The organism is Nocardia sp. NPDC003999, assembly GCF_053604885.1.
Map to the genome: position 1 here is coordinate 310,520 of NZ_JBSGIB010000004.1, position 23,158 is coordinate 333,677.

Consider the following 23,158-nt stretch of genomic DNA (forward strand, 5'->3'; position numbering starts at 1 on the left):
CCCGGCGGGGCCGCGGCCGCCGTCGTGGGCGTGGCGGCCCGTGGAGAGCTCGGACAGGCGGTTTATCCAGTTGCGACGGATGGCACCATGGGACGGGTGAGTCCTCAGCATCCGCACCATCCCCCGCGTGTTCTGGAGCAGTCCACGAAGCTGCAGAACGTCGTCTACGAGATCCGTGGACCGGTACACGCGCACGCGGCACGGCTGGAGGCCGAGGGCCACCGCATCCTCAAACTGAATATCGGCAACCCCGCCCCGTTCGGGTTCGAGGCGCCCGACGTGATCATGCGCGACATCATCGCGGCGCTGCCGTATGCCCAGGGCTACTCCGAATCCAAAGGCATCCTCTCCGCGCGGCGCGCGATCGTGACCCGCTACGAACTCGTGCCCGGCTTCCCCGAGCTGGACGTGGACGGCGTCTACCTCGGCAACGGCGTATCCGAGCTGATCACCATCACCATGCAGGCCCTGCTGGACAACGGCGACGAGGTGCTGATCCCGGCGCCGGACTACCCGCTGTGGACCGCCATGACCAGCCTGGCGGGCGGCACGCCGGTGCACTACCTGTGTGACGAGGCCAACGGCTGGCAGCCCGATATCGCCGACATCGAATCGAAGATCACCGACAAGACCAAAGCGCTGCTGGTGATCAACCCGAACAACCCCACCGGCGCGGTGTACTCCGCCGAAGTGCTCCAGCAGATCGCCGACCTGGCTCGCAAGCATCAGCTGTTGCTGCTCGCCGACGAGATCTACGACAAGATCCTCTACGACGACGCCAAGCACATCTCGCTGGCCACCGTGGCGCCCGACCTGCTGTGCCTGACCTTCAACGGGCTGTCCAAGGCCTACCGGGTCGCGGGTTACCGGTCGGGTTGGTTGGCGATCACGGGCCCGAAGGAGCACGCGGCCGGGTTCCTGGAGGGCATCGACCTGCTCGCCTCCTCGCGGTTGTGTCCGAACGTGCCCGCGCAGCACGCGATTCAGGTCGCGCTCGGCGGTCATCAGAGCATCGAGGACCTGATCCTGCCCGGCGGGCGGCTGCTCGAACAGCGCGACGTCGCCTGGGAGCGGTTGAACATGATCCCCGGCGTGTCGTGCGTGAAGCCGAAGGGCGCGCTCTACGCGTTCCCGAAGCTGGATCCGAATGTGTACGAGATCCACGACGACTCCAAGCTGATCCTGGATCTGCTGCTGCAGGAGAAGATCCTGATGGTGCAGGGCACCGGCTTCAACTGGCCGCGCCACGACCACCTGCGGATCGTCACACTGCCCTGGGCCCGCGATCTCGCGGTCGCGATCGAACGCTTCGGCAACTTCCTGTCCAGCTATCGCCAGTAGCGGGAAGCCCGGAGCTGGACAATATAATCGCCCCGCTTCTGGCCTGGAAACAAACTCGATGTACGGATACCCGTCGGATTTGGCGACTAGCTAGCGCAAAAGAAGTACTTTTGTGTACAGTGGTCCTCGGCACTCAGAGTGCCCGGTCGGATTGCCTACCCCCCCTGGGCATATCCGACCTCGGGTTAGGCCGCCTACCCCCCTGGGCCGCCTGCCCTGCGGGCGGCGGAGACATCCCCCTGCTCTCCGCCGCCCCCCTCTAACTCCTTTTTTCCCGTGATCGGTTCACATCAACCGCGTCTCCGCTGTGTTAGGTAACCGCCGCGACGGTCTTGAAAATGAAATCCTTTAGGCTCGCTCCGGGCGCAAACACATCGGACAGAGGAGCGCGGTGAGCGACCACCACCATCACCACGATCATTCGGGACCGATCGCGATCGGCGCGACCGCGGCGCGCGTGGTCATCGGGCTGCTCACCGCCATCGGGATCGTCGTGGTCATCGGCGCGATCGCGCTGTGGCCGAGCAAGCAGCACATCGATATCCCGCTGCCGATGCAGAACGCGGGCGGCGGCGCGGTACAGACCGAGGCGGGCACCGTAGTGCTGCAGGACATCGGGCCGTGCGGCAGCTCTTCACTGGGCAAGGTCTTCGTCGACAAGCCCGAACCGCCGCGCAACAACGCCTACACCTGCCAGCGCAGCCTGATCTCGATCGAATCCGGACCGCACAAGGGCAACCGCACGCTGCTGGAAATCGCACCGGGCCCAGGGCAACCCGACCTGCACGCCGGTGACGAACTGCGGCTGGTCCGCCAGACCGATCCCAGCGGGACGCCGCTGTACTCGTTCGAGGACTACTCGCGCGGGCTGCCGCTCACGCTGATCGTGGTGGCTTTCGTCGTGGTGATCATCGCGGTGGCGCGCTGGCGTGGCGTCCGCGCGCTGCTGGGCCTGGTGTTCGCCTTCGCCGTCCTGGTGCTGTTCCTGCTGCCCGCCCTGCTGGACGGCAAACCGGCGATCCCGGTCGCCTTGGTCGCGGGCGCCCTGATCCTGTACGCGGTGCTGTATCTGGCGCACGGGGTGAACCTGCGCACCAGTTCGGCGCTGCTCGGCACGCTGACCTCGATGCTGCTCGCCGCCGCGTTGTCCTGGCTCACCATCGAGATGACCCATCTAACCGGCCTTTCCGAAGAGCAGAACACGAACGTCGCGACCTACATCGAGCACGTCAGTATCACCGGATTGCTGCTGGCCGGATTCATCATCGGTTCGCTCGGTGTGCTCAACGACGTCACCATCACCCAGGCGTCCGCCGCGTTCGAGCTGGCCGCCATCGACCGGTCGGCCTCCCGGCGCGAGGTTTTCGCCGCCGCCATGCGCGTGGGGCGCGACCACATCGCCAGTACCGTCTACACGCTGGTGCTCGCCTACGCCGGTGGGGCGCTGCCGCTGTTGCTGCTGTTCAGCGTGGCGGGGCGGTCCATCCGCGACGTGCTGACCGGTGACGCCGTTGCCATCGAGATCGCGCGCTCGGCGGTCGGCGGTATCGCGCTGGCGCTCTCGGTGCCGTTGACCACCGGCATCGCTGTGCTGCTGGCCCGCCCGTTCACGACCAAGGAACCAACCCCCGCGCCGCGCCCGCGTCGCGCACGGCACGCGAGGGTCTGAACTCCCCCCGTTTCCCGTCTCGTCAGGAGTTGTGCGGCGCGGCCGCCCGGCTCAGCGCTGCGGCGGCGGAGGGAAGGGGAAGACCTCCGGCGGGATCGTGGGAACCACGATCGGCGGAAGGCCCGGCACGACGATGGTGTTCGGGCCGGGTGTCGGCGGCGCCTCGCTGGTGGTCTGCCTCCGGTTCGGCGGCGGCGCGGCGAGCGACTCGTGCGCGGGCGATTCCGTGGTGCCCGGCGCGACCGCGATCTGCGGGTCCAAGCTGGTCGTGCGCGGTGTGGTGGTGGGCGACAGCGACGGTGATCCTTCGCTGGTGTGTGAATCCCGTTCCAGCACCTGCGGTCCGTAACCGAGGCCGAGCCCGATCGCGGCGACCACGGCCAGCGCGCTGACGGTCAGCACCGCACCGCTGATCTCACGTTTGCCGCGCTGGGTCGGAGCCGACAACCATGCGGGTGACAGCTCGTCGTCCAGCGTGGCGCCCGCCGTTGGCGTTTCCTTACGGACCGGTCTGGCCAGCAGCGCGGCGCCGCGAGCCATCACGGTCTCCGGGCTGTCCGGCACGATGACGGGCACGCCCATCCAGCGTTCGAGCACCTTGGCCACCAACGGGATCCGGGCGCAACCGCCGATGGCGAGCACGCCGTGCACCGGGCGGTCCGAGCGCACGATCACGTCGCGTGCCATGCGCGCCGACGACTCGATGGCCAGCATGATCAGCGATTCGAAGTTCTCCTGCGCGAGCAGCACCAAACCCTGCTCGCTCGGCAACGCCACCGCGGTGTTGGTGGTGAGCTGCTCTTTGGCCTCGCGGCACAGCGCGTCCAGCGCGGCCAGGCCCGCGGCGTTCGGCGGGTGCGCGATCCGCCCCGAGGCGATCTGCTGCTCCCGGATCAACGAGTCGAGATAGTCGCCGCTGATGTCGCTGGTGCGCTCGCTGTGCCGGACCTCACGGGTCTGCGTGTCGACCACGCTTACCGTCAGGCCCGAACTGCCCAGGTCGTAGACGACCAGCGAGGAGATGCCCCGGATATCGCCGGTGGCCTGGGCGAACTCGAGTGCGGCCGCGATCTCGGGCACGAGTTCGTAATTGGTCAGCTGCTGACGCGCCATGGCGGCGCGAATGGCGCGGGCGTGCTGCTCACTGCGGTAGGCGATGGCGGTGGCGCCGATACCCGGCGTGGCCTCCAGGGTGACTCCGATGGCCTCTGCCGCCAACTCTTCCATGCTTTGGTCGACGACCGGAATGGTCTGCAGATCGAAGGAATGCGGGGAGACATGCCCGTGGGGGTTTCCGGCGTGTGGTCGCGCCATACGGACAGCGCCGGCCCCCACCGAAACTCCCAGTACCGAACTCATCAGCTGCCCATCTCGTTTCACACTTCACGACATGCGAGCCTGCGCCGTCCGTCGGCGGAGACCCGCTGGACGGACCCTACCGTCGGCGATCAGCTGTGCTTAAGGCAGGACTGGTCGTCTGTCTGGCAGTAGCCCGCCTCGCTCCGCAACTCTACGGTGTACCGAGTCCCGCGTACACCCATCCGGCTGCTCTCCAGGTGGCACGATTGAGACAGTTCCGGCCGTCGATGATCGAGCGGGCACGCACCACCCGGTCCAGGTCTTGCGGGCGCAGCGCGGTGAATTCGTCCCACTCGGTGAGCACGAGCACCACGTCGGCGCGTTCGCACGCCTCGGTGACCGAGGTCGCGTAGTTCAGGGTGGGGAACACCCGGCGCGAATTCTCCAGCGCCTTGGGATCGTAGACGGTCACCACGGCGCCGTGCAGCTGGATCATGCCCGCCACGTTCAACGCGGGCGAGTCGCGGACGTCGTCGGATTCCGGTTTGAACGCCGCGCCGAGTACCGCCACGTTGGCCCCGAGCAGTGAGCCGCCGCAGGCGCGGGCGGCCATGTCGACCACCTTGGTCCGGCGGCGCATATTGATGTTGTCCACCTCGCGCAGGAAGGCGACGGCGTGGTCGGCGCCGAGTTCGCCGGAGCGGGCCATGAACGCCCGGATGTCCTTCGGCAGACATCCGCCGCCGAAACCCAGGCCGGCGTTGAGGAATCGACGGCCGATGCGCGCGTCGTAGCCGAGGGCGTCGGCCAGCATGGTCACGTCGGCGCCGGTCGCTTCGCAGACCTCCGACACCGCGTTGATGAACGAGATCTTCGTCGCCAGAAAGGCGTTCGCCGAGACCTTCACCAATTCCGCTGTGGCCAGGTCGGTGAGCAGGAACGGGACCTCGGCGGCGATGAGGTCGGCGTAGATCTCGCGCACCAGATCCTCGACCCACCCGGCGGCGGCGCGCTCCCGGTCGACTCCGAGGACCAATCGGTCCGGCCGCAGGGTGTCCTTGACCGCGAAGCCTTCTCGGAGGAATTCCGGATTCCACGCCACCTCGACGTCGGTGGAACTCAGCGCGCGAGCGCGGGCTCCCAGCGCGTCCGCCGTGCCGACCGGAACCGTCGACTTGCCGATGATCACCGAGGGACGTTCCAGTAGCGGGGCGAGGGTATCCACCACCGCGTGCACGTATTTCAAGTCGGCGGCGTACTCACCCTTCTTCTGCGGCGTGCCCACACCGAGGAAATGCACATCGGCGTGTGCGGCCGCCTCGGCGTAGGAGGTGGTGAACCGCAGTCGGCCCGCATCGAGGTTGCGACGAAGCACATCCTCCAGGCCCGGTTCGTAGAACGGCACCACTCCGTCGGACAGCTTCGCGACCTTGCCCGGGTCCACGTCCACTCCGATGACGTCGTGCCCGAGTTCGGCCATGCACGCCGCGTGCGTGGCCCCGAGATACCCGGTTCCGAAGACTGTGCATCGCATGATCGATTGGTAAGCCCCGCCGATGGCCACGCCACGTCAGCGAGGCAAGGGTCCGGGCAACAGCAGGTGTACATGCGGCGACATCGCTGATCCGGACGCCGTGACCTGGCGTGATGCTCGCGCGGCACCCGGCTAGCATCGGCCTGTGCGACGTCGTCGGTTGGCCTGGACCGGGCTCTGTGCCGGTCTGGTGGTAGTGGTCGCCGCGGTGGCGCTGTGGCCGGTCTACGTGCGTCCGCGGATCGACCCGCCCGCGCGGGCGGACGCCGTTCTCGTGCTCGGCGGTGCGCACGACGGACGCGAACAGCTGGGCCTGCGCTTGGCGCGTGAGGGATTCGCGCCACGGGTGGTGTTCTCCAATCCCTATGAGAACAGCGCCATGCTGAACCGCATCTGTCACGGCGGCTACAGCTTCGAGGTGCAGTGCTTCGACCCGTCTCCCCGCACCACCCGCGGCGAGGGCCGCGAACTCGCCCGCCTCGCCCGCGCCCACAATTGGCACCGGGTCATCGTCGTCACCTTCACCCCCCATGTCTCTCGAGCCCGCTACGTCTTGCAAGGGTGCTGGGACGGAGAACTCCTCTTCATCGACCCCGAACCCGCCCTCTCCATCCCCCGCTGGGCCTACGACTACGTCTACCAATCGGTGGGCTACCTAAAGGCCTTCTTCGAGGACTGCTGAAGCACTCGGGAGTGCCGGTCGCACCAGGTGGAGGATGTGCTGGCATATGACTTCAGTTTGACTCGGTGAAACAGGCAGCCGTACATTCTGTCGCGTGGTGGCGGGATGGTCGCCAGGGAAGCAACGGTGCACACCCTCCGGGAGGGCAGATGGATTACGACTGGTCAGCGGAGGATCTGGCGTTTCGGGAGGAGGTGCGCGGATTCCTCGACGCGAAGCTGACGCCGGAGTTGCGGCGGGCCGGGCGCTTGGCGACGAGCGTGTATCCCGACCACGAGGCGAGCACGGAATGGCAGCGCATCCTGCACGAGCGCGGCTGGGCGGCGCCCGCCTGGCCGGTGGAACACGGCGGATGCGACTGGAGCCTGACCCAGCACTACATCTTCCAGCGGGAATCGGCGCTGGCCGGCGCACCCGCGCTGTCGCCGATGGGCATCAGGATGGTGGCCCCGGCCATCATCGCGTTCGGCACCCCGGAACAGAAGGCGTTCTATCTGCCGCGCATCCTCACCGGCGAGGTCTTCTTCTGCCAGGGCTACTCCGAGCCCGAGGCCGGATCGGACCTGGCCGCGCTGGCCATGGCCGCCGTCGACGACGGCGAGGACTTCGTATGCACCGGCAGCAAGATCTGGACCACCCACGCCACCGAGGCGAACTGGATCTTCTGCCTCGTGCGCACCTCGCGCACGGGTAAGAAACAACAGGGCATCACGTTCCTGCTGATCGACATGACCGCGCCGGGCATCGAGATCCGGCCGCTGGTGATGACCTCGGGCGAGCAGGTGCAGAACCAGGTCTTCTTCGACAACGTGCGAGTGCCGAAGACCAATGTGCTCGGCCGGATCGATGACGGGTGGACCGTCGCGAAGTACCTGCTGGTGCACGAGCGGGGCGGAGCGGCCGCGCCGTGGCTGCAGGTCATGGCCCAGGACATCGCCGCCGAAGCGGCGCGGCAGCCCGGCCCGGACGGCAACCCGCTGATCGACGACCGCGCGTTCGCGGCGAAGCTGGCGGATTTGCGGATCCGCACCGAGGTGCTCGAAATCCTGGAATACCGCACGATTTCCGCGATGGCCCAGGGGAAGAACCCGGGCCCGGCGTCCTCCATCCTGAAGATCCTCGGCACCGAACTCAGCCAGAAGCTCACCGAGCTGGCGCTGGAGGCCGCGGGCCCGCGCGGTCGCGTCTACCAGCCGCACGCCACCAAGCCGGGTGGCCCGATCGCCCAGTTCACGCCACCCGCCGACGGCTACCGCAGCGGCGCGGACTGGCAGGCCGTCGCGCCGCTGAAGTACTTCAACGACCGAGCGGGCTCGATCTACGCGGGCAGCAACGAGATTCAGCGAAACATCCTCGCCAAAGCAGCATTGGGACTCTGATGGACTTCACGCTTACCGACGAGCAGGAAATGCTCCGCTCCGCGATCGCCGGATATCTCGGCGCCCGCTACGACCTGGAGAAGAGCCGCGCGGCGGCGAAATCGGAGACGGGCTGGCAGCCCGCGATCTGGCGCGGATTCGCCGACGAACTCGGCATCCTCGGCGCGACCCTGCCCGAGCGGGTGGACGGCACCGGCGGCGGCCCCGTCGAACTCATGGTGATCGCCGAGGAACTCGGCCGTGCACTGGTGGTCGAGCCGTTCGTGGACACGGTCGTGCTCGGCGCCGGTCTGCTCGAGCGTTCCGGTGGCGAGCAGGCCGACGCCGTGCTGCGCCGGATCGTGTCCGGTGACGCGCGCATCGCGTTCGCCGCGCTGGAACCGTCATCAGGACACGCTTTGCACGACGTGTCGACCACCGCCCGCCGCGACGGCGACACCTGGGTGCTCGACGGCGCGAAGACCGTGGTGACCAGCGCACCGCTGGCCACCGACCTGGTGATCACCGCGCGCACATCCGGCGAACGGCGCGACGAGGCCGGTATCTCGCTGTTCCGGCTCGAATTCGACGCGAGCGCTCCGCCCGCCGGAGTCGAGGTGCACGCCTACCGCACCATCGACGACCGGACCGCCGCCGATCTCGTGTTCACCGGCTTGCGTCTGCCCTCCGACGCGCTGCTCGGCACGGAGTCCGACGGCTGGACGGTCATCGAGCCGACCATCGCGGAAGCGACCGCGGCGATCTGCGCCGAGGCGGTCGGCTGCATGCGCAAAGTGCTCGCCGACACCATCGACTACGCCAAGCAGCGCGAGCAGTTCGGCCAGCCGATCGGCAGCTTCCAGGTGCTGCAACATCGCATGGTCGACATGTACATCGAACTCGAGCAGGCCATCGCGGCGGTCCACCTGGTCGTCCATTCCCTGCGCGCCTCCGCAGGCGACCGGGCCCGCGCCGTCTCGGCGGCGAAGGTCACCGTCGCCAGGGCGGCGCGGTTCATCGGGCAGAACGCCGTGCAACTGCACGGCGCGATGGGCATGACCGAAGAGCTGGCCATCGGCCACTACTTCAAGCGCCTCACCGTGATCGAGCACGAATTCGGCTCTACCGACGAACATCTCGCTCGCTACGCGGCACTGACCAGGCCGTAGTTCGAGTCTCCGGCCGGGACCCGCAACCCCGGCCGGACCGGTCGGGCGGGTTCTGGGCCGTTTCACCGCTGTGGCTTGCTCCTAGCGCCTACCTGCTCCTGATATGACTCGGCCGGGTCCGTTCCCGGACCCGGCCGATGTCGGTATGGAGTTGTTGTGGGCTCAGCTCTTGCGGCCCGGCGCTTTCGCACCGGCCTTGAAGCCGAGACCGCCGGGCTTGGCGCTGGGCGGCGCGACTTCGGGTGCGCCGTTGCCGCTCGCACCGTTGGTCTGCTCCGGTTCGGCGGCGGGTTCGGGCTTTGCCGCAGGGGCTTCCGCGGCGGGGGCCTGCTCCACCGGAGCCGGCTCGGTGGGAGCCGCATCCTTCGGGGCCGGTGCCGGGGTTGCCTTGCCCGGGGCCTTGGGGCCGGGCCGCTTGAAGCCCGACTTCATGGCCAGACCCTTGGCGGGCACCGTGGGCTTGGTCTCGGTCGGCGCGGCTGCGGTCGTGGCTTCGGCCGGTTCCGTAGCCGTCTCGACGGCCGTTGCCTCGGCTGCCGGGGCCTTCGCGCCGGGAGCCTTGGCCGCGCCCTTCATGGTGAGACCACCACCGGGCGCCTTCGCGCCGCCCTTCATGCCCAATCCCTTGGCCGGCTTGGCCGCGGGGGCTTCGGTCGCGGAGGCCTCGGCCGGGCCTTCGGCGGCGGGCGCCCCAGCGGCCTTGGCGCCGGGTGCCTTGGCTCCGCCCTTCATCCCCAGACCACCGGGCGCCTTCGCGGGGCCCTTCATGGCAAGACCCTTGACCGGAGCGGCAGGCGCCGACGTGGCCTCGGCCTCCGCCGTTTCCGCGGCGGGGGCCTTGGCGCCGGGCGCCTTGGCCGCACCCTTCATGCCGAGTCCGCCACCGGGTGCCTTGGCCGGGCCCTTCATGGCGAGACCGCCGCCACCGGGCGCTTTCGCCGGGCCCTTCATGGCCAGACCGCCGCCGGTCGGCGCGGCCTTGGCGGGAGCTTCGGCGGCGGGGGCGGGTTCGGGCTCCGGCTCCGGTTCGGGCTCCACCTCGGGCGCCTTCGGCTCCTGGATGACGGTCAGGTTCTCGGTCAGCACCGCGGGCTCGACGCGCTCGATGGCGTCCAGCATCAGTTGGGCGACGTCCACCACCTCGACGCCTTCGCCCTCACCCTTCTCCTGGCGCGCGGTGACGCCGTCGGTCAGCATCACGCGGCAGAACGGGCAGCCGGTCGCGATCTTCGCGGGCGAGGTGGTCAGCGCCTCGTCCACGCGGTCGATGTTGACGCGCTTGCCGAGCTGCTCCTCCATCCACATCCGGGCGCCACCGGCGCCACAGCACATGGATCGCTCGCCGTGCCGGGGCATCTCGACCAGGTTGGAGCCGGACGCGGCCATCAGCTCACGCGGCGCGTTGTAGATCTTGTTGTGCCGACCCAGGTAGCAAGGGTCGTGGTAGGTGACGTTCTGCGACACCGAGGCCACCGGGACCAGCTGCTTCTGCCGCACCAGGCGGTTGAGCAGCTGCGTGTGGTGCACGACCTCGTAGTTGCCCCCGACCTGCGGGTACTCGTTGTTCAGCGCGTTGAAGCAGTGCGCACAGGTGACGACGATCTTCTTCTTGCGATCCTCGACGCCCTCGAACACCGAGTTCAGCAGCTCGATGTTCTGCTGGGCCAGCTGCTGGAACAGGAACTCGTTACCCGCGCGGCGAGCGGAGTCGCCGGTGCAGGTCTCCTCCGCGCCGAGCACCATGAATTTCACGCCCGCGGTGGCCAGCAGTTCGGCGACCGCCTTGGTGGTCTTCTTGGCGCGGTCCTCGTAGGCGCCCGCGCAGCCGACCCAGAACAGGTACTCGTAGCCGTCGAAGCTGTCGGCGTCCTGGCCGAAGACCGGGATCTGGAAATCGAGCTCGTTGATCCAGTTGAGCCGGTCCTTGGCGTTCTGGCCCCAGGGGTTGCCCTTGTTCTCCAGGTTCTTGAACAGGCCCGCGAGCTCGGACGGGAACTCGGACTCGATCAGCACCTGATAGCGGCGCATGTCGATGATGTGGTCGACGTGCTCGATGTCCACCGGGCACTGCTCGACGCACGCGCCGCAGGTGGTGCAGCTCCACAGCACCTCGGGATCGATGATGCCGCCCACGTCCTCGCCGCCGACCAGCGGCCGCTCGGCCTCGGCCTTGGCGGCCTCCGAGATCTTGGCGAGCTTCGCTTCGTTCGGGTTGCCCTCGGCGTCGACCAGCCCGACCTCGTCGCCACCCATGTCCTTGCGGCCACCGGCCAGCAGGTAGGGGGCCTTGGCGTACCCGTGGTCGCGCAGCGACATGATCAGCAGCTTCGGCGACAGCGGCTTGCCGGTGTTCCAGGCGGGGCACTGCGACTGGCAGCGACCGCACTCGGTGCAGGTGGTGAAGTCCAGCCAGCCCTTCCAGGAGAAGTCCTCGATCCGGCCCGCGCCGAAGGTGTCGGTGTCGGGGTCGGCGGTCTCCATGTCGACCGGCTTGCCCTTCGACATCATCGGCTTGGCCGCGCCCAGCGCGACGCCGCCGTCGTCCTCACGCTTGAAGTAGATGTTGAAGAACGCGGAGAACCGGTGCCAGGCCACGCCCCAGGTGACGTTGCGGCCGACGTAGTACAGGAACGCCATGCCGGACATCAGCTTCACGAAAGCGAACAGCGCCACCATCGTGGTGTTCGCGGGCAGCAGCTTCGCCACCTGCATGGTGAAGAAGTCGGTGGCCGGGTCGGAGTGGCCGTAGGCGGCGATCTTGCCCGCCTTCACGAAGATCATGCCGAGGCCCTCGAGCAGCACGATCGCCTCGATGACGTAGGCCGGGCCGAACTTGGAACCGCTGAACCGGGAAAGGCGCTCCGGCAGACGCGGGTGGTTGAGCTGCCGCAGGATGATCAGCGTGAGGATGCCGACCACGGTGCCGATACCCAGGATCTCGTCCCACAGGTGGTAGATCGCCAGGTTGCCGATGATCGGCCAGTGGAACGCGGGGTCGAACGTCTGCCCGTAGGCCTCGAACCACAGCATGGCTCCACCGATGAAGCCGATCATCACCAGCCAGTGCGCCCAGCCGACGGTGCGGAATTTGTTCATCCGCGTGTGCGCGATGAACTCCACGAGCATCTGCTTGAAGCGCGGAAAGAAGGGCCGCCAACGGTCCGGCGCGGGCTGTCCGATCATGATGGCGCGCGCGATATTGCGGACGCCGCCGATGAACGACGCCCAACACAGGAGGCTGAGCGCCGCCCCAATCGTGCCCAGCGTCACTGTCAGGGCATTCATGTGCGACCTTTCTTTAGAGGCACAACGAGCGCGGCTGGTTCTGCTACCGCCTCGGTTGGCTCGTATCCTAACCGGCAGCAAGTTACCCGCCAGTAACAACCATGTCCATCGTACGATCGGGCTTTTGGGCTATAGCCCCATATGCTGGGGCTTGACCCTCTATTTACCTGTGATGAATGTCACAGTAAATTGCCCAGATCACGCTGGCGAGTGGTCGACCACCACCGTAAACGGCGAAGCATTCCGTCCAGTCGGTAAGGATTGGCTTAGTCCCCATGCCTGATAAGGGATCTCGCTTAAAACGCGGCGTTCTATTAGGCTCACGACGTTCTGATTGCCACGACCGTCTTCACACCGCTCGGGGAGGATCCGGAGCCGACCACCCGGATTTGCTGTACAGAGCTCTCGCGTGCTGAAGACCAGCGGTAACGCACGACCTGATGATGGATTGGAAACTGAATTGAAACTCCGCAGAACCACCGCGGCGGCCGCGATGGTCATCGGTGCGATGACCATCGGACTGGGGACCGCCCATGCCGAGCCGGCCGCTGCTACGCCCGACCCGATCCGGTACTCGGTCAAGCTGGTGGAGAAGACCGTCGTGACGACGCTCAAGGGGGGAACATTCGAGCTGGCCAAGTCGTCCGAGGACGTCAAGGAAGACGACGTCTACCGGATCAAGGATTCGCAGGGCAACGCAGTCCTCACACTGCCGATCGCCTTCAAGGTCGCCGACACCGTCGTCCCGGTGAAGCCGATCGTGAAGGAAGACAACACGGTGCTCGAGCTGACGCCTGAGCAGGGTGTCACCGTTCCCAAGGACAAGCCGGCCAACGCGGTCAACGTCGTGGCGCAGCCGATCGCCTCGCCGATCGAGAACCAGCGCGCGCAGAACGAGTTCGCCAGCCAGTTCGGCATCGCGACCGCCGTCGGTGGCTTCCTCGGCACCGCCGTCGGCGTCATCGGCGGTGCGGTGATCGGCTGCATCCTCGGCCTGCCGTTCCTCGGCGTCGGCTGCATCCCGGCCGCGATCGCGGGCGCGGGCATCGGCGGCATCCTCGGCACCGTTGCGGTCGGCGGACCGATGCTCGCTGTCGCGGGTATCGATCTGATCAACACGCTGCAGGCGCCGGAAGGCACCACCAAGTGGGCGGACAAGCCGAGCGAGCCGAAGTAAGCCCTCGGTCTCACCCGCTCGTCAGATTCTCGGCGGCCCGCTCTCCTTCGGGGGGCGGGCCGCCGGTCGTTTACCCGGTCAGATCCAGCAGGCCGCGGACGACGTTCTCGCCCAGTTCCTCGCCCAGCGTGCCGAACGAGCGCTCCACCATTTCGAACGTCCCGTCCTCGCGGACGACCAGCACCGTGCTCGCCCTTGTCCCGTGCACGGTGTGCGCGACGAACCTGGCCGACAGCGCCCGCTCCATCTCATACGGGACGCCGGTGCGCGGAAGTTCGTCGTCGGCGGCTTCGGTGCGGTCGGCCAGCACTTCGAAGTAGCGGTCCACCGCACCGGGCTCGGTGCGCACGACCTCGCGCAGTCCGCGCACACCCGCCCGGATCTTGGGCCAGATGGGCTGTGGAGCGATCAGATCGGTTTCCGCCAGGCTCGGACCAGCCGACGTGACGAATGTGCCGTTGGAGAGCCCGTGGAAGCCCGCGGCGAGTTCGCGCGGTTCCGCGGCGCTGCGATTGGAGTGCCACCACAGCGTGCGCAGGTCGGAGACCACCAAGTTGTAGCCGTTGTAGTCGTCGGGTCCCGCGGCGACGTCGAGCACGTACTTCTCCGGCCCGGGGAACTCGCCCGCCGGACCGCGGTCGGACGCGCCGCGCAGAAAATCCATCAGCAGCGCGCCACGGGAACGGGCATCGAGACGTTGATCGGCGGGATTTCGCACGTTCGTGACGGCCGCGAAGCGATTGTCGGCGTGCGGATGGGTGCTCAGGCCGAGCCAGGTGCCGGGCGGTTCGCCCTCCGCCCGGCCGATCGCCCCGGTGTCGCGTCCGGCGAGCAGACCGGGCGCTTCCGGCCACCAACGCATGGACTCGGTCGGCCGGGTATAGAACTCGTCCCGGTTGGCGGCCACGATCAACCGGTATTCCGGGTGCGCGCGCCAGCCGATCAACACCAAACACATGCGGTCCAGGATGCCGGACCGCTACCGCATGCCATGCGGCGTTTCCCCCTGCGGGCCGCGTAAGGGCAGTGGAAAGCCCCGGAGACGGCGAAAGGCCGACAGCTCGACGCTGCCGGCCTTTCGCGCGTTCCCGCGGTCAGTTGGTGCGTACGCGCAGTCCCGGGTTGTCGGAGAGCACCACGTGCACCGGCTGCGCGAACAGCTGCGGCACGTTACCGGTGAGCGCGCCGATCAGGTTCGGGATCTCGCAGATCGGGTAGTCGGCCACCGACGACGCGCTGGAGATGCCGAGCGCCAACCGGCCGGTCACGATCGGGCCGCCGCTGTCGCCGGGCAGCGCGCAGATGTTGGCCGAGAAGCTCTGGGTGAGCTCCCGGTCGCCGACCTGCACGGTCTGGTCGACGGCGTTGACCACGCCGCAGCTGAAGCCAGTGCGCGCACCGGACTTGCACACCGGAGCGCCGACCACCGGGGTCGCCACGCCGTCGACCGGAATCGGAGCCGCGCCGGGCGCACGAACGCCGTTGTTGGCGAAGCGGTCCTTGGCCTGGTCGTTGATCCGGATGATCGAGTAGTCCTGCTCGCCGAGCACCGACTTCTGGAAGACGCCGAGCTGCGCGCCGAGGCGGTCGCCGTTCATCTCGTAGACGCCCGCGGCGTTGCCGCTGCCCGCGGACGGGATGTCCGGATTGCAGTGGCCCGCGGTGATGTTCACCGTGTTGCCGTTGCGGTCGGTGCCGTTGAAGCCGAGCGAGCAGCGCAGCGAGCTGCGTCCGGCGACCGAGGCGTAGCCGTCGCCGCCCGCGAGCGCGCCGCGCGCGTCGCCCGCGATGTCACCGGCCTGGAGAGTGCCCTGCTCGCCCGCCACCGGCGGGGCCATCACGATGACGCGCGCCGGGTCGATGAAGTTCGGCATCGGCAGACCCACCTGGTCCACGCGGACCGCGATCGCGTTGTTCACGGTGTCCACCACCGCGCCGCGCACCAGCGACCGCACCGACTCCGGCTGGCCCTCCAGCCAGCGCTCGAACGCGCTCTTCTCGCCACGCAGGGCCGCTTCGCTCTTGGCGACGTTACGGACCTCGAAACCGGCCGACTCCGCGGCCTTCTTCGCCTCGTCGGCGCCGGGGCCCTGCGCCAGCGCCACGACCGCCTTGCCCGCGTCATCCAGCCAGGAGCCGCCGAACACGGCCGGGTACTGCCGCTGGGCGGTGGTGGCGAACGCGGCGACCTGCTGCGCCAGCTCCGCGCGGTGCAGGTACTCGTCGGGCGAGATCTTCAAATCGCGGGTCACCGCGGCGACCAGCTCGGCGGGCAGACCGGGAGCATGGTCGGGTTGAGCCGTCGCTACTGCCGCCGTGGGCCCGAACAGCAGTATCGCCGCCGAGGCGGCGATCACTGTCTTTCGGATTACGGTCTGTCGCGCAGTCGATCGGGGAGGTCCTATACGTGGCAGGAGCATGAGCAGACTATATGGGGTTTGACGCGGGATGCCTACTCATCTTGTGGTTCCCGACTCGCTCATAGCCCTCCGACCGGGAGTATGCCGATCGCCACACCACGCGGGTGCGCGCTCAGCTCGCGTTCGGCCGGGTGCGCACGCTGATTCCGCTGCCGATTCCGCCGCCGGAGGAGGCGTCGATGTCGGCCAGGATCGCCCGGATCGGGATGCCGAGGGACGCGGTGCCGCCGTACTGCGCGAGCGCGACGTTGGCCTCGTTGCAGTTCGGCGCGTCCGCGGCGTTGGAGCCACTGGTGATGCCGAGCGCCAGCGTGCCGGACACGATCGCGCCGCCGCTGTCGCCGCCGAGCGTGCAGGCCGAGCTGGCGAAGCCGCGCACGGTCTTGCTCTCTCCCTCGGCGGTGTAGAGCTGGGTCTCCACCCGGTCGGCGACGACGAAGCCGCAGGTGAACGTGGACGACTGACCGGACTTGCAGACCGGGGCGCCGGTGATCGGGTCGGCGGTGCCGGTGATCGCCAGCGTCGTGCCGTTGGCGCCGCGCACCGAGGGCTGGTCCATGCCCGCCCGCACCGCGCGCTCGTTCAGCTTGATCACCGAGTAGTCCAGCGCGGACTGTCCGCCCAGCGAGGCGCGCACGAAGGTGCCCAGTTCGGGGCTGGCCGGGATGTCCCGGACGTTCGGCAGGTAGACGCCCGCCTCCTGGTTGCCCTTGCCCAGGTTCGGATCACAGTGGCCCGCACTGATGTTCAGCGCGTTGCCGGAGGCGTCGACGCTGTTGAACCCGAACGAGCACACGTCGACGGCGCGCAGCGATGAGTCCTGGAGCGAACCGGGTGCACTGATGTAGGTGTCGCCGCCCATCGGCCTGCGCTCGACCGGTCCGCCGCTGTTCGGCGACAGGATGACCTTGATGTTGGCCAGGAGCGTCGGCAGGTTGAGCATGTGACCCGCGGGCGTGTTGGCGACGCTGAGCACCAGCTGACTGTTCAGGAAGTCGATGGCCACGGAGTTGATCGCCTGCGAGATCTCGCGCGGCAGGCCGGTGATCCACTGGTTGAGCTGCACCAGCGAGCCTTCCAGGCTGTCCGCCGACACGGGGGCCAGCCGGGTCTGGTATCCGTCGGCCGCGGCGATCTTGGCGGCGTCCAGCGAGGTGACCGCCATGACGGGCTTGCCGTCGGCGCCGATCCAGGCGCCCGCGTAGGAATCCGGCCGCTCCGAACGGAATCCGCGCGCGTAGTCACGCAGCTGCTGGGCGCGCGCGGCGCGGTCCAGGTATTCCGTCGGGGTCATCTTCAGATCCCGCGCGATGGCCTGCACGAGTTCCGGAGGGAGATTGTCCGCGGCCAGCTGCGCCGGTGCTTCGGGTACCGCCGAGGCGGTGGTCGTGCCGAACAAGGGAGTCAGGAGAACGGTCGATGCGATGGCGACAGCTTTGACCGCGGCGCGACGCGCCACCAACTTGCGCATGAAGTCCCTTCGTCGGCACGCACGTGCCAGCTAAATCCGTGGCCACGGGCAGAATCCGTTGGCACACAGTCTTCGTCCAGCAATCGACCGGTGTGTGGAAAATCATCCGACAACCCGGTCAGCGCAACACTCTAAGCCACAAACCCGAGAAGGACGCTACTAATCACCGACTACCCGGTATTCCCATTCCGGGGATGGTCGGGATCTGCGGCAGCTGCTGACCGAACGGATTGGTCGTGGGCGTGATGGTCCGCGTCGTCGAAGTCCGAGTGGGGGTGGTGGTCGGCGTGGTGGTGGGCGGCGTCGTGGTGGTCGGTTCCGGCGTCGGCGTGGTCGGTTCCGGCGTCGTGGTCTCGGTCACCACCGGTGGCTCGGACGTCTCGGTGGTGGTGGTCGCCGTGGTGGTCACGACCGGCGGCGGGGCCGGGAGCACCGACGTCGGCTCGGACTTGGCGTCGGGCAGCGGCGGCACCGGCGTCTCGCTGCCGTCGCGCAGCAGCATGGCCACCACGATGCCGCCGAGCACCAGGCCGATCGCCGCGGCGCCCGCGATCACCAGCGGCGTGCGTTTCGGTTGCCGCGCTGGAACCGCCGGCTGTGGTTGTTGCTCGACCTGCTTCGTTTCGGTGGCCGCGATCGGCTCGGCGATCGGCATGGCCGCCGAGTACGCCTGCGGCTGCGCGTCGGCGGCGGGCACGGCCGGGATGACGATGGTGTCCACCGTCGAGTTCTCCGCGGTGGACGGGTCCGGCGGGGTGGCCCCTGCCGGAGTGGCGAGCACCGCCGCCAGCGCCCCTCTGGCCGCGTCGTGGGCGAACGATCTTCCGTCGGCTCCGGTTTGGGCGCTGGGCAATTCACCCTCGCTGACCAGCAGCACCGAGCGCAGACCGAGGTAGTCCAGCGCGTCACGCAGCGAACGCACCTGCTCGGCGGGCCAGTCCGCCGGATGCGTCGCGTAGAACTCGGCCGCTCCGCTGAGATGTTCGGCGGCCAGGTTGATCAGGCAGAACAGGGCGGTCGCGACGAGGTCTTCGGCGCGGTACGCCTCACCGTCGTCGACGGGGATACCCGCCGGGTCGCCGACGGCGGCCACGAAGCCGCTGATCGAGTGGGACTCCTCCGTGGGCGGGGGACCGCCCAATTCGGCGTCACCGTCCTCGGACATGTGCAGTACCGACTCCCGGACGATGTACTCCGGCTGCTCGTCACCGTCGGTGACGATGACCGCCGTGCACTCGTCGTCGGCGACGCGCAGGCCAACCCCAGTGGCCATCCTCACCTACCTCGCTTCGGCGTTCCCGCTGACGGAACCGCACCCGGTCACACCAGAAGCGAACCGTGTCCCATGGCGCGGAGCATCGACAATAACTCCGAACGGGAACGGGCACCGACCCGGCGTCGGATGCGCGCGACGTGGTGCTCGACCGTCTTCGCCGAAATGTACAGGCGCGCACCGATCTCCCGATAGGTGAGCCCGAGCAGAACCAGCTCGGCCACTTCGCGTTCCCGTTCGCTGAGAATCGCGGCCTGCGGCGGCACGGGCGGCGGGGTGTCGCCGTTGTGCGCGGCCGGGGTCGCCTGCCGAGCCTGCGGCTCCTGCGGACGGGCGTCGGCGCGAACCGTGCGGGCCAGTTTGAGCAGCGCGGTGGCCGTCGCCGAGTCGGGCGCCGCGAGCGCCGCCTCGCTGGCCAGCCGGGCGCCGTCCCAGGTCATGCCGATTTCGGTGAGGGCGGCGACCGCCGCGTGGACCGGCGCGCTGACCACCTGGCCGCGCAGCACCAGCACCCAGGTACGGCCCGCGTCGGCGAGTACGGCGGCGTGCCGGTCACCCGCCTCGGCCGCGGCTTTCAACGCGCGCGCGTGCGGCAGCAGCTCCTCGGGGCTCTCGTGGGCGATCGCGGCCTGCACGCCGTACCAGTGGAAGGCGTTGGACCACGCGGGCGGATCGTCCAAGCGACGCAGCAGCGCCAGCGCGGCGTCCACCAGGGGCGCGATCCGTCGTTCGTCGCGCATCCGGATGGCGGCCAGCCATAGTTCGCCGATCGGCAGCAGCGCCAGCAGGTCGGTCTGCACGTCGTCGAACAACGGATACGCCGCCTGCCACGCACGGGCCAGCGCGGTGTGGTCGCCGCTGCGCCGGGCGAGACCGACCGCGACGCCGTGCGCGAGCAGGCGGTCGCGGACGTCGAGCCGATCGTGGTCGAGCGCGGCCACGGTGGCCGCGGCGGCGCGCTCGTCGCCGCCGAGCATCGCCGTCCAAGCCGCGAGCACGTCGAGTTGATGGCAGCGCAGGCCGCTCGCCGTGGCTCGCCGCAACGCGTCCTGGGCGCGGCGGGGCTCGCCGGTGCCGAGCGAGAGCAGCGTGGCGATGGAGGCCGCCGTGCAAGGCAGGAAGCGGTCCACGCCCGCGTCCGCATGGGCGGCCTGGACCAGCGCCGATACCGCGGCGGCGGTGTTGTTGCCCGGTTCGATGGTGTCCGCGAGCGCGGTCGCGATCAGCCGCGCGTGCGCGCCCGCTTCGGTAGGCGGCCACTTCGTCGCCGAGGAGGACATCTCCCGCGCGCCTGTCACGTCGCCCGCCAGGCACAACACCGTGGCGCCGACGGCCCAGTCCGGGCCGACCCGGTGCCCCCCGAGCCAGGTGTACAGCTGCGCCGCGCGACCGACCAGGCCGCGGCGGGTGAGCACCGCCGCGCAGATCCGCACCGCCGTGGCGAGGTCCGCGCCCGTGCTGCCCGACCGCGCCAGCATCGGCTCGGCCAGGCGCATGGCGGTCTCACCGTCGCCGGTCCTGGCGGCCGCCTCGGCCCAGCGCAGCGCGATCAGATCCAGTTCCGCACCCGCGGCCGCCGCCGCGGCGTAATAGCGAACCGCGTCGCGACCGGCTTGCTCGGCGGCGTCGACGAGGAAAGAGGCGAGCCGCGGATCGCGGACGCCGGACTCGGCCAATTGCAAGGCGGTGCGGTCGCGCAGCAGGCCCGCCTCCAGCCGGGCGCCGAGCAACCGGCGCTCGACCGCGACGAACCTGCGGTCGCCGAGCAGCGTGCGCAGTGGGGCAACGGCGGGTTCCAACAGCAGGTCGGCGTCGGTCACCAGGGCGCTGGCCCTGGCTCGGTCGATGAGATCCTGCGCGACGGCCTGCTCCACGTCGAGCACCTCGGTGAGCTCGCTGGAATCCAGGCCGGTGCCCGTCGTGGCGACAACCAGGGTCTCCAGCAGGTCGGGCGCGAGGTTGTCCAGCAACCCGCGCGCCCACGCGGCGACGGCCGTGTCGACGGCGGTGATGCTCGCGTCCAGACGCGCCGAGCAGGCGGCTGTCAGCGCGGCCACCACGCCGCCGCGGATACCCGCGGTCTGCACATGAATGTGCTGCGCGACCTGACGCGGCACCATCATGCCCAGTTCTCGGGCGAACGGCGCCATGTCCGCGACGCCCAGTGGGCGCAGGTCGACCACGCGACCACGCCGGGCGACGGCGTCGGCGAGCATCCGCAGCCGCGGGTCGTGCGGGCGCGGCTGCGCGGCGATCACCATCGTTCGATGCCCGGATTCCACTGCGGCGCAGAGGTATTCGAGATCGAGTCGGCCAAGCGTGTGGGCATTGTCGATGATCAGCGCGGGGCGGGCTATGTCGGTCGTCACGCCCGCGGTGCTCGTCGTGTGGTGCACGGGGTGCGCGCCGTTGCGCGCATGCGCGTGCTGGAGCGCGGCGATGTCGTCCTGCAACGGGACGCCGCGGGCGCGCAGACGAGCCCGGATCTCCGCGAGCAGCGTCGACTTGCCGGTCTGGGACCGGCCGCGGATCAGGTAGACCACCGGTTGGTCGTCGGCGGAATCCAGATCGCGGAAGATGTCGCGGGCGCAGGGGAGGGTGTCGAAGGCGGTATCAGCCACCGGAGCCTCCCAGGATCTCTCCGGGAGCGCGCAGCACCGTGCCGAGGGTGTCGCCCAGCCCGCCGGTCGGCAGGCTCGGGGCGGTCGGCGGTGTAGGCCGGGGCTGTTGCTGGGTCGGCGCGGGTGGGATGGTCGGCGCCGGTGCGGGCGCGGGAGCAGGAGACGGCTGTTGGGATTGCGGCTGCGGCGCGGGTTGCTGCGCCGGGGAGTCCACGGCGGGCGCGGGGGCAGGTTGATCGGGATTCTGTTCGCTCTTCACCACGGCCGCGGTCGTGCCCTGAGCTGCGGACGAAGGCGAACCGGCCTGCGGCGCTTCGTTCCTTGCCCGCGGTCGGCCGGTGGCGCTCGCCGAGTCCGTGGCGGCGACACCGGAAGATGCGGATTCCGTGCCCGTCTGCGCGCCCGTCGTCGCGGCGACCTGGACGGCGCCGGTGCCGGACTGCTCGGTCGAGGCGGGGTTGTCCTGGCCGGACTGGATGCTGGTGCCGATCGCGAGCGTGCCGGTCGCCAGCAGGCCGATGGCGGCCGCGATACCGGCTACCACCGCGATGCGCTGCCTGCTGATCAGTGCGCGCCTGCGCGCAGGCGGCTCCTCGGGCAGCGCCGCCAGTCCCGCCGAGGGCAGCGCTCGGGGCTGCGGCACGGTCTCGTCCTCGACCACCGGATCGACCATGGGGAGTTGGTCGGTCTCGGCGGCGAGCAGGTCGGCGGCCAGCAGCGCCGCGCCGCGTGCCGTGGTGTGCTCGGGATCCGGGGCCGCCACGACCGGCAATCCGAACTCGGAGGAGACGAGTTCGGCGACCAACGGTATGGCGCCTCCTCCTCCGGTGAGCAGGACGCGGCCGACGTCGCCGATATCGAGCCCGGCGCGGTGCACGGCGTCGCGTATCAGGTCCATCGCACTCAGCAGCGGTCCGCGCAGCAGGTCTTCCAGTTCACCGCGCACCAGACGCACGGTGCTGCCCTGCGGATCCGCGGGGTCCACACGCACCGGAACAACGGTCGCGGTATTTATGGAAAGCTCTTCTTTCGCTTTCCTGCAGTGCTCGCGCAATGCCGATAATCCGCGTTCCACCATTGGATCGAACGGATCGAAATCCGCGGCGAGCACCGCATTAGCCAGGACATAGCGCATGGTCAGCAGATCGAATTCCGCGCCGGCGACGTCGGTGCTGCGCAACGGTGTGCCGAGCAGGCTTGCGTGCTCGCCGGTACGGACCACCGAGACGGTCGAGCCGGTCGCGCCGAGATCGAAGACGATCACCGCCCCGTCGTCGGCCCTGCCGTGCGCGGCGTCGAGCCAGCGGATCGCGGCGGTGGGCTCCGGCACCAGCGTCACCTCGCCGAGTCCGGCCCGCTCGAGGGCGTCGCGCTGGACGTCGACGGTGTGCCGCGACCACCAGGCCGGGTGGCAGGCGACCGTCGCCTGAACGCCGCTCGGGCCGCTCTCGGCGGCGATCTCGTCGACCAGGCAGCCGATCGAGGTCGCCACCAGGTCGGGGGCGGAATAAGATGAGCCGTCCTCGGCGAGGATGCCGACCGGGTCGCCGACCCTGGCGAGGAAACCCTCCAGCAGAACGTCGCTGGAATGGCGGCCGGTGGAGCCGGCGCCCGCGCCGAGCATGGGCGCCATGTCCGGCGACAGCCGCAGCACGCTCGGATGCGAGCGTAGGTAGCCGCCGCCGGACCGGCCGAGGCCGTCGTCGCCATCCTCCGTTGCCGCCACGGCGACCGAATTCGACGCTCCGACAGTGATGCCGAGCGCCAGGCGCTGTGTCATTCGAGAACCCCGTTCGAGAAGCTGTCTGTTCCGGTGTCGCTGCTGCATGTCCGAGATCGTGCGCTGGGCGTTGTGGTTG

General features: G+C 69.1%; 15 protein-coding genes. 6 read left to right on the forward strand and 9 right to left on the reverse strand.

Going from position 1 to position 23,158, the window contains the following annotated elements; all coding sequences use genetic code 11:
- The first annotated feature begins 87 nt into the window (after window positions 1-87).
- The gene (locus tag ACWESM_RS11835) at window positions 88-1,341 is read left to right on the forward strand and encodes a pyridoxal phosphate-dependent aminotransferase (protein ID WP_355071449.1); all 1,254 of its coding nucleotides are present in this window, start codon (window positions 88-90) and stop codon (window positions 1,339-1,341) included.
- A gap of 391 nt (window positions 1,342-1,732) precedes the next feature.
- Complete coding sequence (locus tag ACWESM_RS11840; protein WP_355071451.1) at window positions 1,733-3,010, forward strand: YibE/F family protein; 1,278 nt, start codon at window positions 1,733-1,735, stop codon at window positions 3,008-3,010.
- 51 nt (window positions 3,011-3,061) lie between these two features.
- On the opposite strand, the gene ACWESM_RS11845 is transcribed toward ACWESM_RS11840, so the two are convergent.
- Window positions 3,062-4,369 (reverse strand): Hsp70 family protein, encoded by a 1,308-nt coding sequence (locus ACWESM_RS11845; RefSeq protein WP_364424719.1) that lies wholly within the window; start codon window positions 4,367-4,369, stop codon window positions 3,062-3,064.
- A 151-nt stretch (window positions 4,370-4,520) separates the two neighbouring features.
- Window positions 4,521-5,843, reverse strand: a complete 1,323-nt coding sequence (locus ACWESM_RS11850) for a UDP-glucose dehydrogenase family protein (protein WP_452491630.1) — start codon at window positions 5,841-5,843, stop codon at window positions 4,521-4,523.
- Window positions 5,844-5,988: 145 nt separating this feature from the next.
- Between ACWESM_RS11850 and ACWESM_RS11855 the strand changes: the two genes are divergently transcribed.
- The 3 genes from ACWESM_RS11855 to ACWESM_RS11865 all read left to right on the forward strand — a co-directional run bounded on the left by ACWESM_RS11855 (window position 5,989) and on the right by ACWESM_RS11865 (window position 9,052).
- Window positions 5,989-6,525, forward strand: a complete 537-nt coding sequence (locus tag ACWESM_RS11855) for a YdcF family protein (RefSeq protein ID WP_397276285.1) — start codon at window positions 5,989-5,991, stop codon at window positions 6,523-6,525.
- A 149-nt stretch (window positions 6,526-6,674) separates the two neighbouring features.
- A complete protein-coding gene (locus ACWESM_RS11860; RefSeq protein WP_452491632.1) occupies window positions 6,675-7,904 on the forward strand; it encodes an acyl-CoA dehydrogenase family protein in 1,230 nt (409 codons plus the stop codon).
- On the forward strand, window positions 7,904-9,052 hold the full coding sequence (locus ACWESM_RS11865) for an acyl-CoA dehydrogenase family protein (protein WP_364424712.1): 1,149 nt from the start codon (window positions 7,904-7,906) through the stop codon (window positions 9,050-9,052). Before ACWESM_RS11860 ends, ACWESM_RS11865 begins: the two co-directional genes overlap by 1 nt.
- A gap of 162 nt (window positions 9,053-9,214) precedes the next feature.
- Here the strand turns inward: ACWESM_RS11865 and ACWESM_RS11870 are convergent, their stop codons facing one another.
- Window positions 9,215-12,337, reverse strand: coding sequence for a (Fe-S)-binding protein (locus ACWESM_RS11870; RefSeq protein ID WP_452491634.1), 3,123 nt, complete (start codon window positions 12,335-12,337; stop codon window positions 9,215-9,217).
- Between the two features lie 460 nt (window positions 12,338-12,797).
- On the opposite strand from ACWESM_RS11870, the gene ACWESM_RS11875 reads away from it, so the two are divergent.
- Complete coding sequence (locus tag ACWESM_RS11875) at window positions 12,798-13,514, forward strand: hypothetical protein (RefSeq protein WP_355071465.1); 717 nt, start codon at window positions 12,798-12,800, stop codon at window positions 13,512-13,514.
- A 70-nt stretch (window positions 13,515-13,584) separates the two neighbouring features.
- On the opposite strand, the gene ACWESM_RS11880 is transcribed toward ACWESM_RS11875, so the two are convergent.
- The 6 genes from ACWESM_RS11880 to ACWESM_RS11905 form a co-directional block, all read right to left on the reverse strand.
- Complete coding sequence (locus ACWESM_RS11880) at window positions 13,585-14,472, reverse strand: NRDE family protein (RefSeq protein ID WP_364424709.1); 888 nt, start codon at window positions 14,470-14,472, stop codon at window positions 13,585-13,587.
- Window positions 14,473-14,608: 136 nt separating this feature from the next.
- Entirely contained in the window at window positions 14,609-15,934 is a 1,326-nt protein-coding gene (locus ACWESM_RS11885) for a trypsin-like serine protease (protein ID WP_379249222.1), read from the reverse strand.
- Window positions 15,935-16,046: 112 nt separating this feature from the next.
- On the reverse strand, window positions 16,047-17,405 hold the full coding sequence (locus ACWESM_RS11890) for a S1 family peptidase (protein WP_355071471.1): 1,359 nt from the start codon (window positions 17,403-17,405) through the stop codon (window positions 16,047-16,049).
- 163 nt (window positions 17,406-17,568) lie between these two features.
- The gene (locus ACWESM_RS11895; RefSeq protein WP_364424706.1) at window positions 17,569-18,678 is read right to left on the reverse strand and encodes a hypothetical protein; all 1,110 of its coding nucleotides are present in this window, start codon (window positions 18,676-18,678) and stop codon (window positions 17,569-17,571) included.
- Between the two features lie 47 nt (window positions 18,679-18,725).
- Window positions 18,726-21,299 (reverse strand): LuxR C-terminal-related transcriptional regulator, encoded by a 2,574-nt coding sequence (locus tag ACWESM_RS11900; protein WP_452491636.1) that lies wholly within the window; start codon window positions 21,297-21,299, stop codon window positions 18,726-18,728.
- Window positions 21,292-23,079, reverse strand: a complete 1,788-nt coding sequence (locus ACWESM_RS11905) for an Hsp70 family protein (protein ID WP_364424702.1) — start codon at window positions 23,077-23,079, stop codon at window positions 21,292-21,294. Before ACWESM_RS11905 ends, ACWESM_RS11900 begins: the two co-directional genes overlap by 8 nt.
- Window positions 23,080-23,158 lie beyond the last annotated feature (79 nt).

Coding starts and splice junctions, on each gene's coding strand:
- ACWESM_RS11835 (WP_355071449.1), top strand. CDS start 88: ATGGGACGGGTGAGTCCTCAGCATCCGCACCATCCCCCGCGTGTTCTG.
- ACWESM_RS11845 (WP_364424719.1), bottom strand. CDS start 4,369: ATGAGTTCGGTACTGGGAGTTTCGGTGGGGGCCGGCGCTGTCCGTATG.
- ACWESM_RS11850 (WP_452491630.1), bottom strand. CDS start 5,843: ATGCGATGCACAGTCTTCGGAACCGGGTATCTCGGGGCCACGCACGCG.
- ACWESM_RS11860 (WP_452491632.1), top strand. CDS start 6,675: ATGGATTACGACTGGTCAGCGGAGGATCTGGCGTTTCGGGAGGAGGTG.
- ACWESM_RS11865 (WP_364424712.1), top strand. CDS start 7,904: ATGGACTTCACGCTTACCGACGAGCAGGAAATGCTCCGCTCCGCGATC.
- ACWESM_RS11870 (WP_452491634.1), bottom strand. CDS start 12,337: ATGAATGCCCTGACAGTGACGCTGGGCACGATTGGGGCGGCGCTCAGC.
- ACWESM_RS11880 (WP_364424709.1), bottom strand. CDS start 14,472: ATGTGTTTGGTGTTGATCGGCTGGCGCGCGCACCCGGAATACCGGTTG.
- ACWESM_RS11885 (WP_379249222.1), bottom strand. CDS start 15,934: ATGCTCCTGCCACGTATAGGACCTCCCCGATCGACTGCGCGACAGACC.
- ACWESM_RS11890 (WP_355071471.1), bottom strand. CDS start 17,405: ATGCGCAAGTTGGTGGCGCGTCGCGCCGCGGTCAAAGCTGTCGCCATC.
- ACWESM_RS11895 (WP_364424706.1), bottom strand. CDS start 18,678: ATGGCCACTGGGGTTGGCCTGCGCGTCGCCGACGACGAGTGCACGGCG.
- ACWESM_RS11905 (WP_364424702.1), bottom strand. CDS start 23,079: ATGACACAGCGCCTGGCGCTCGGCATCACTGTCGGAGCGTCGAATTCG.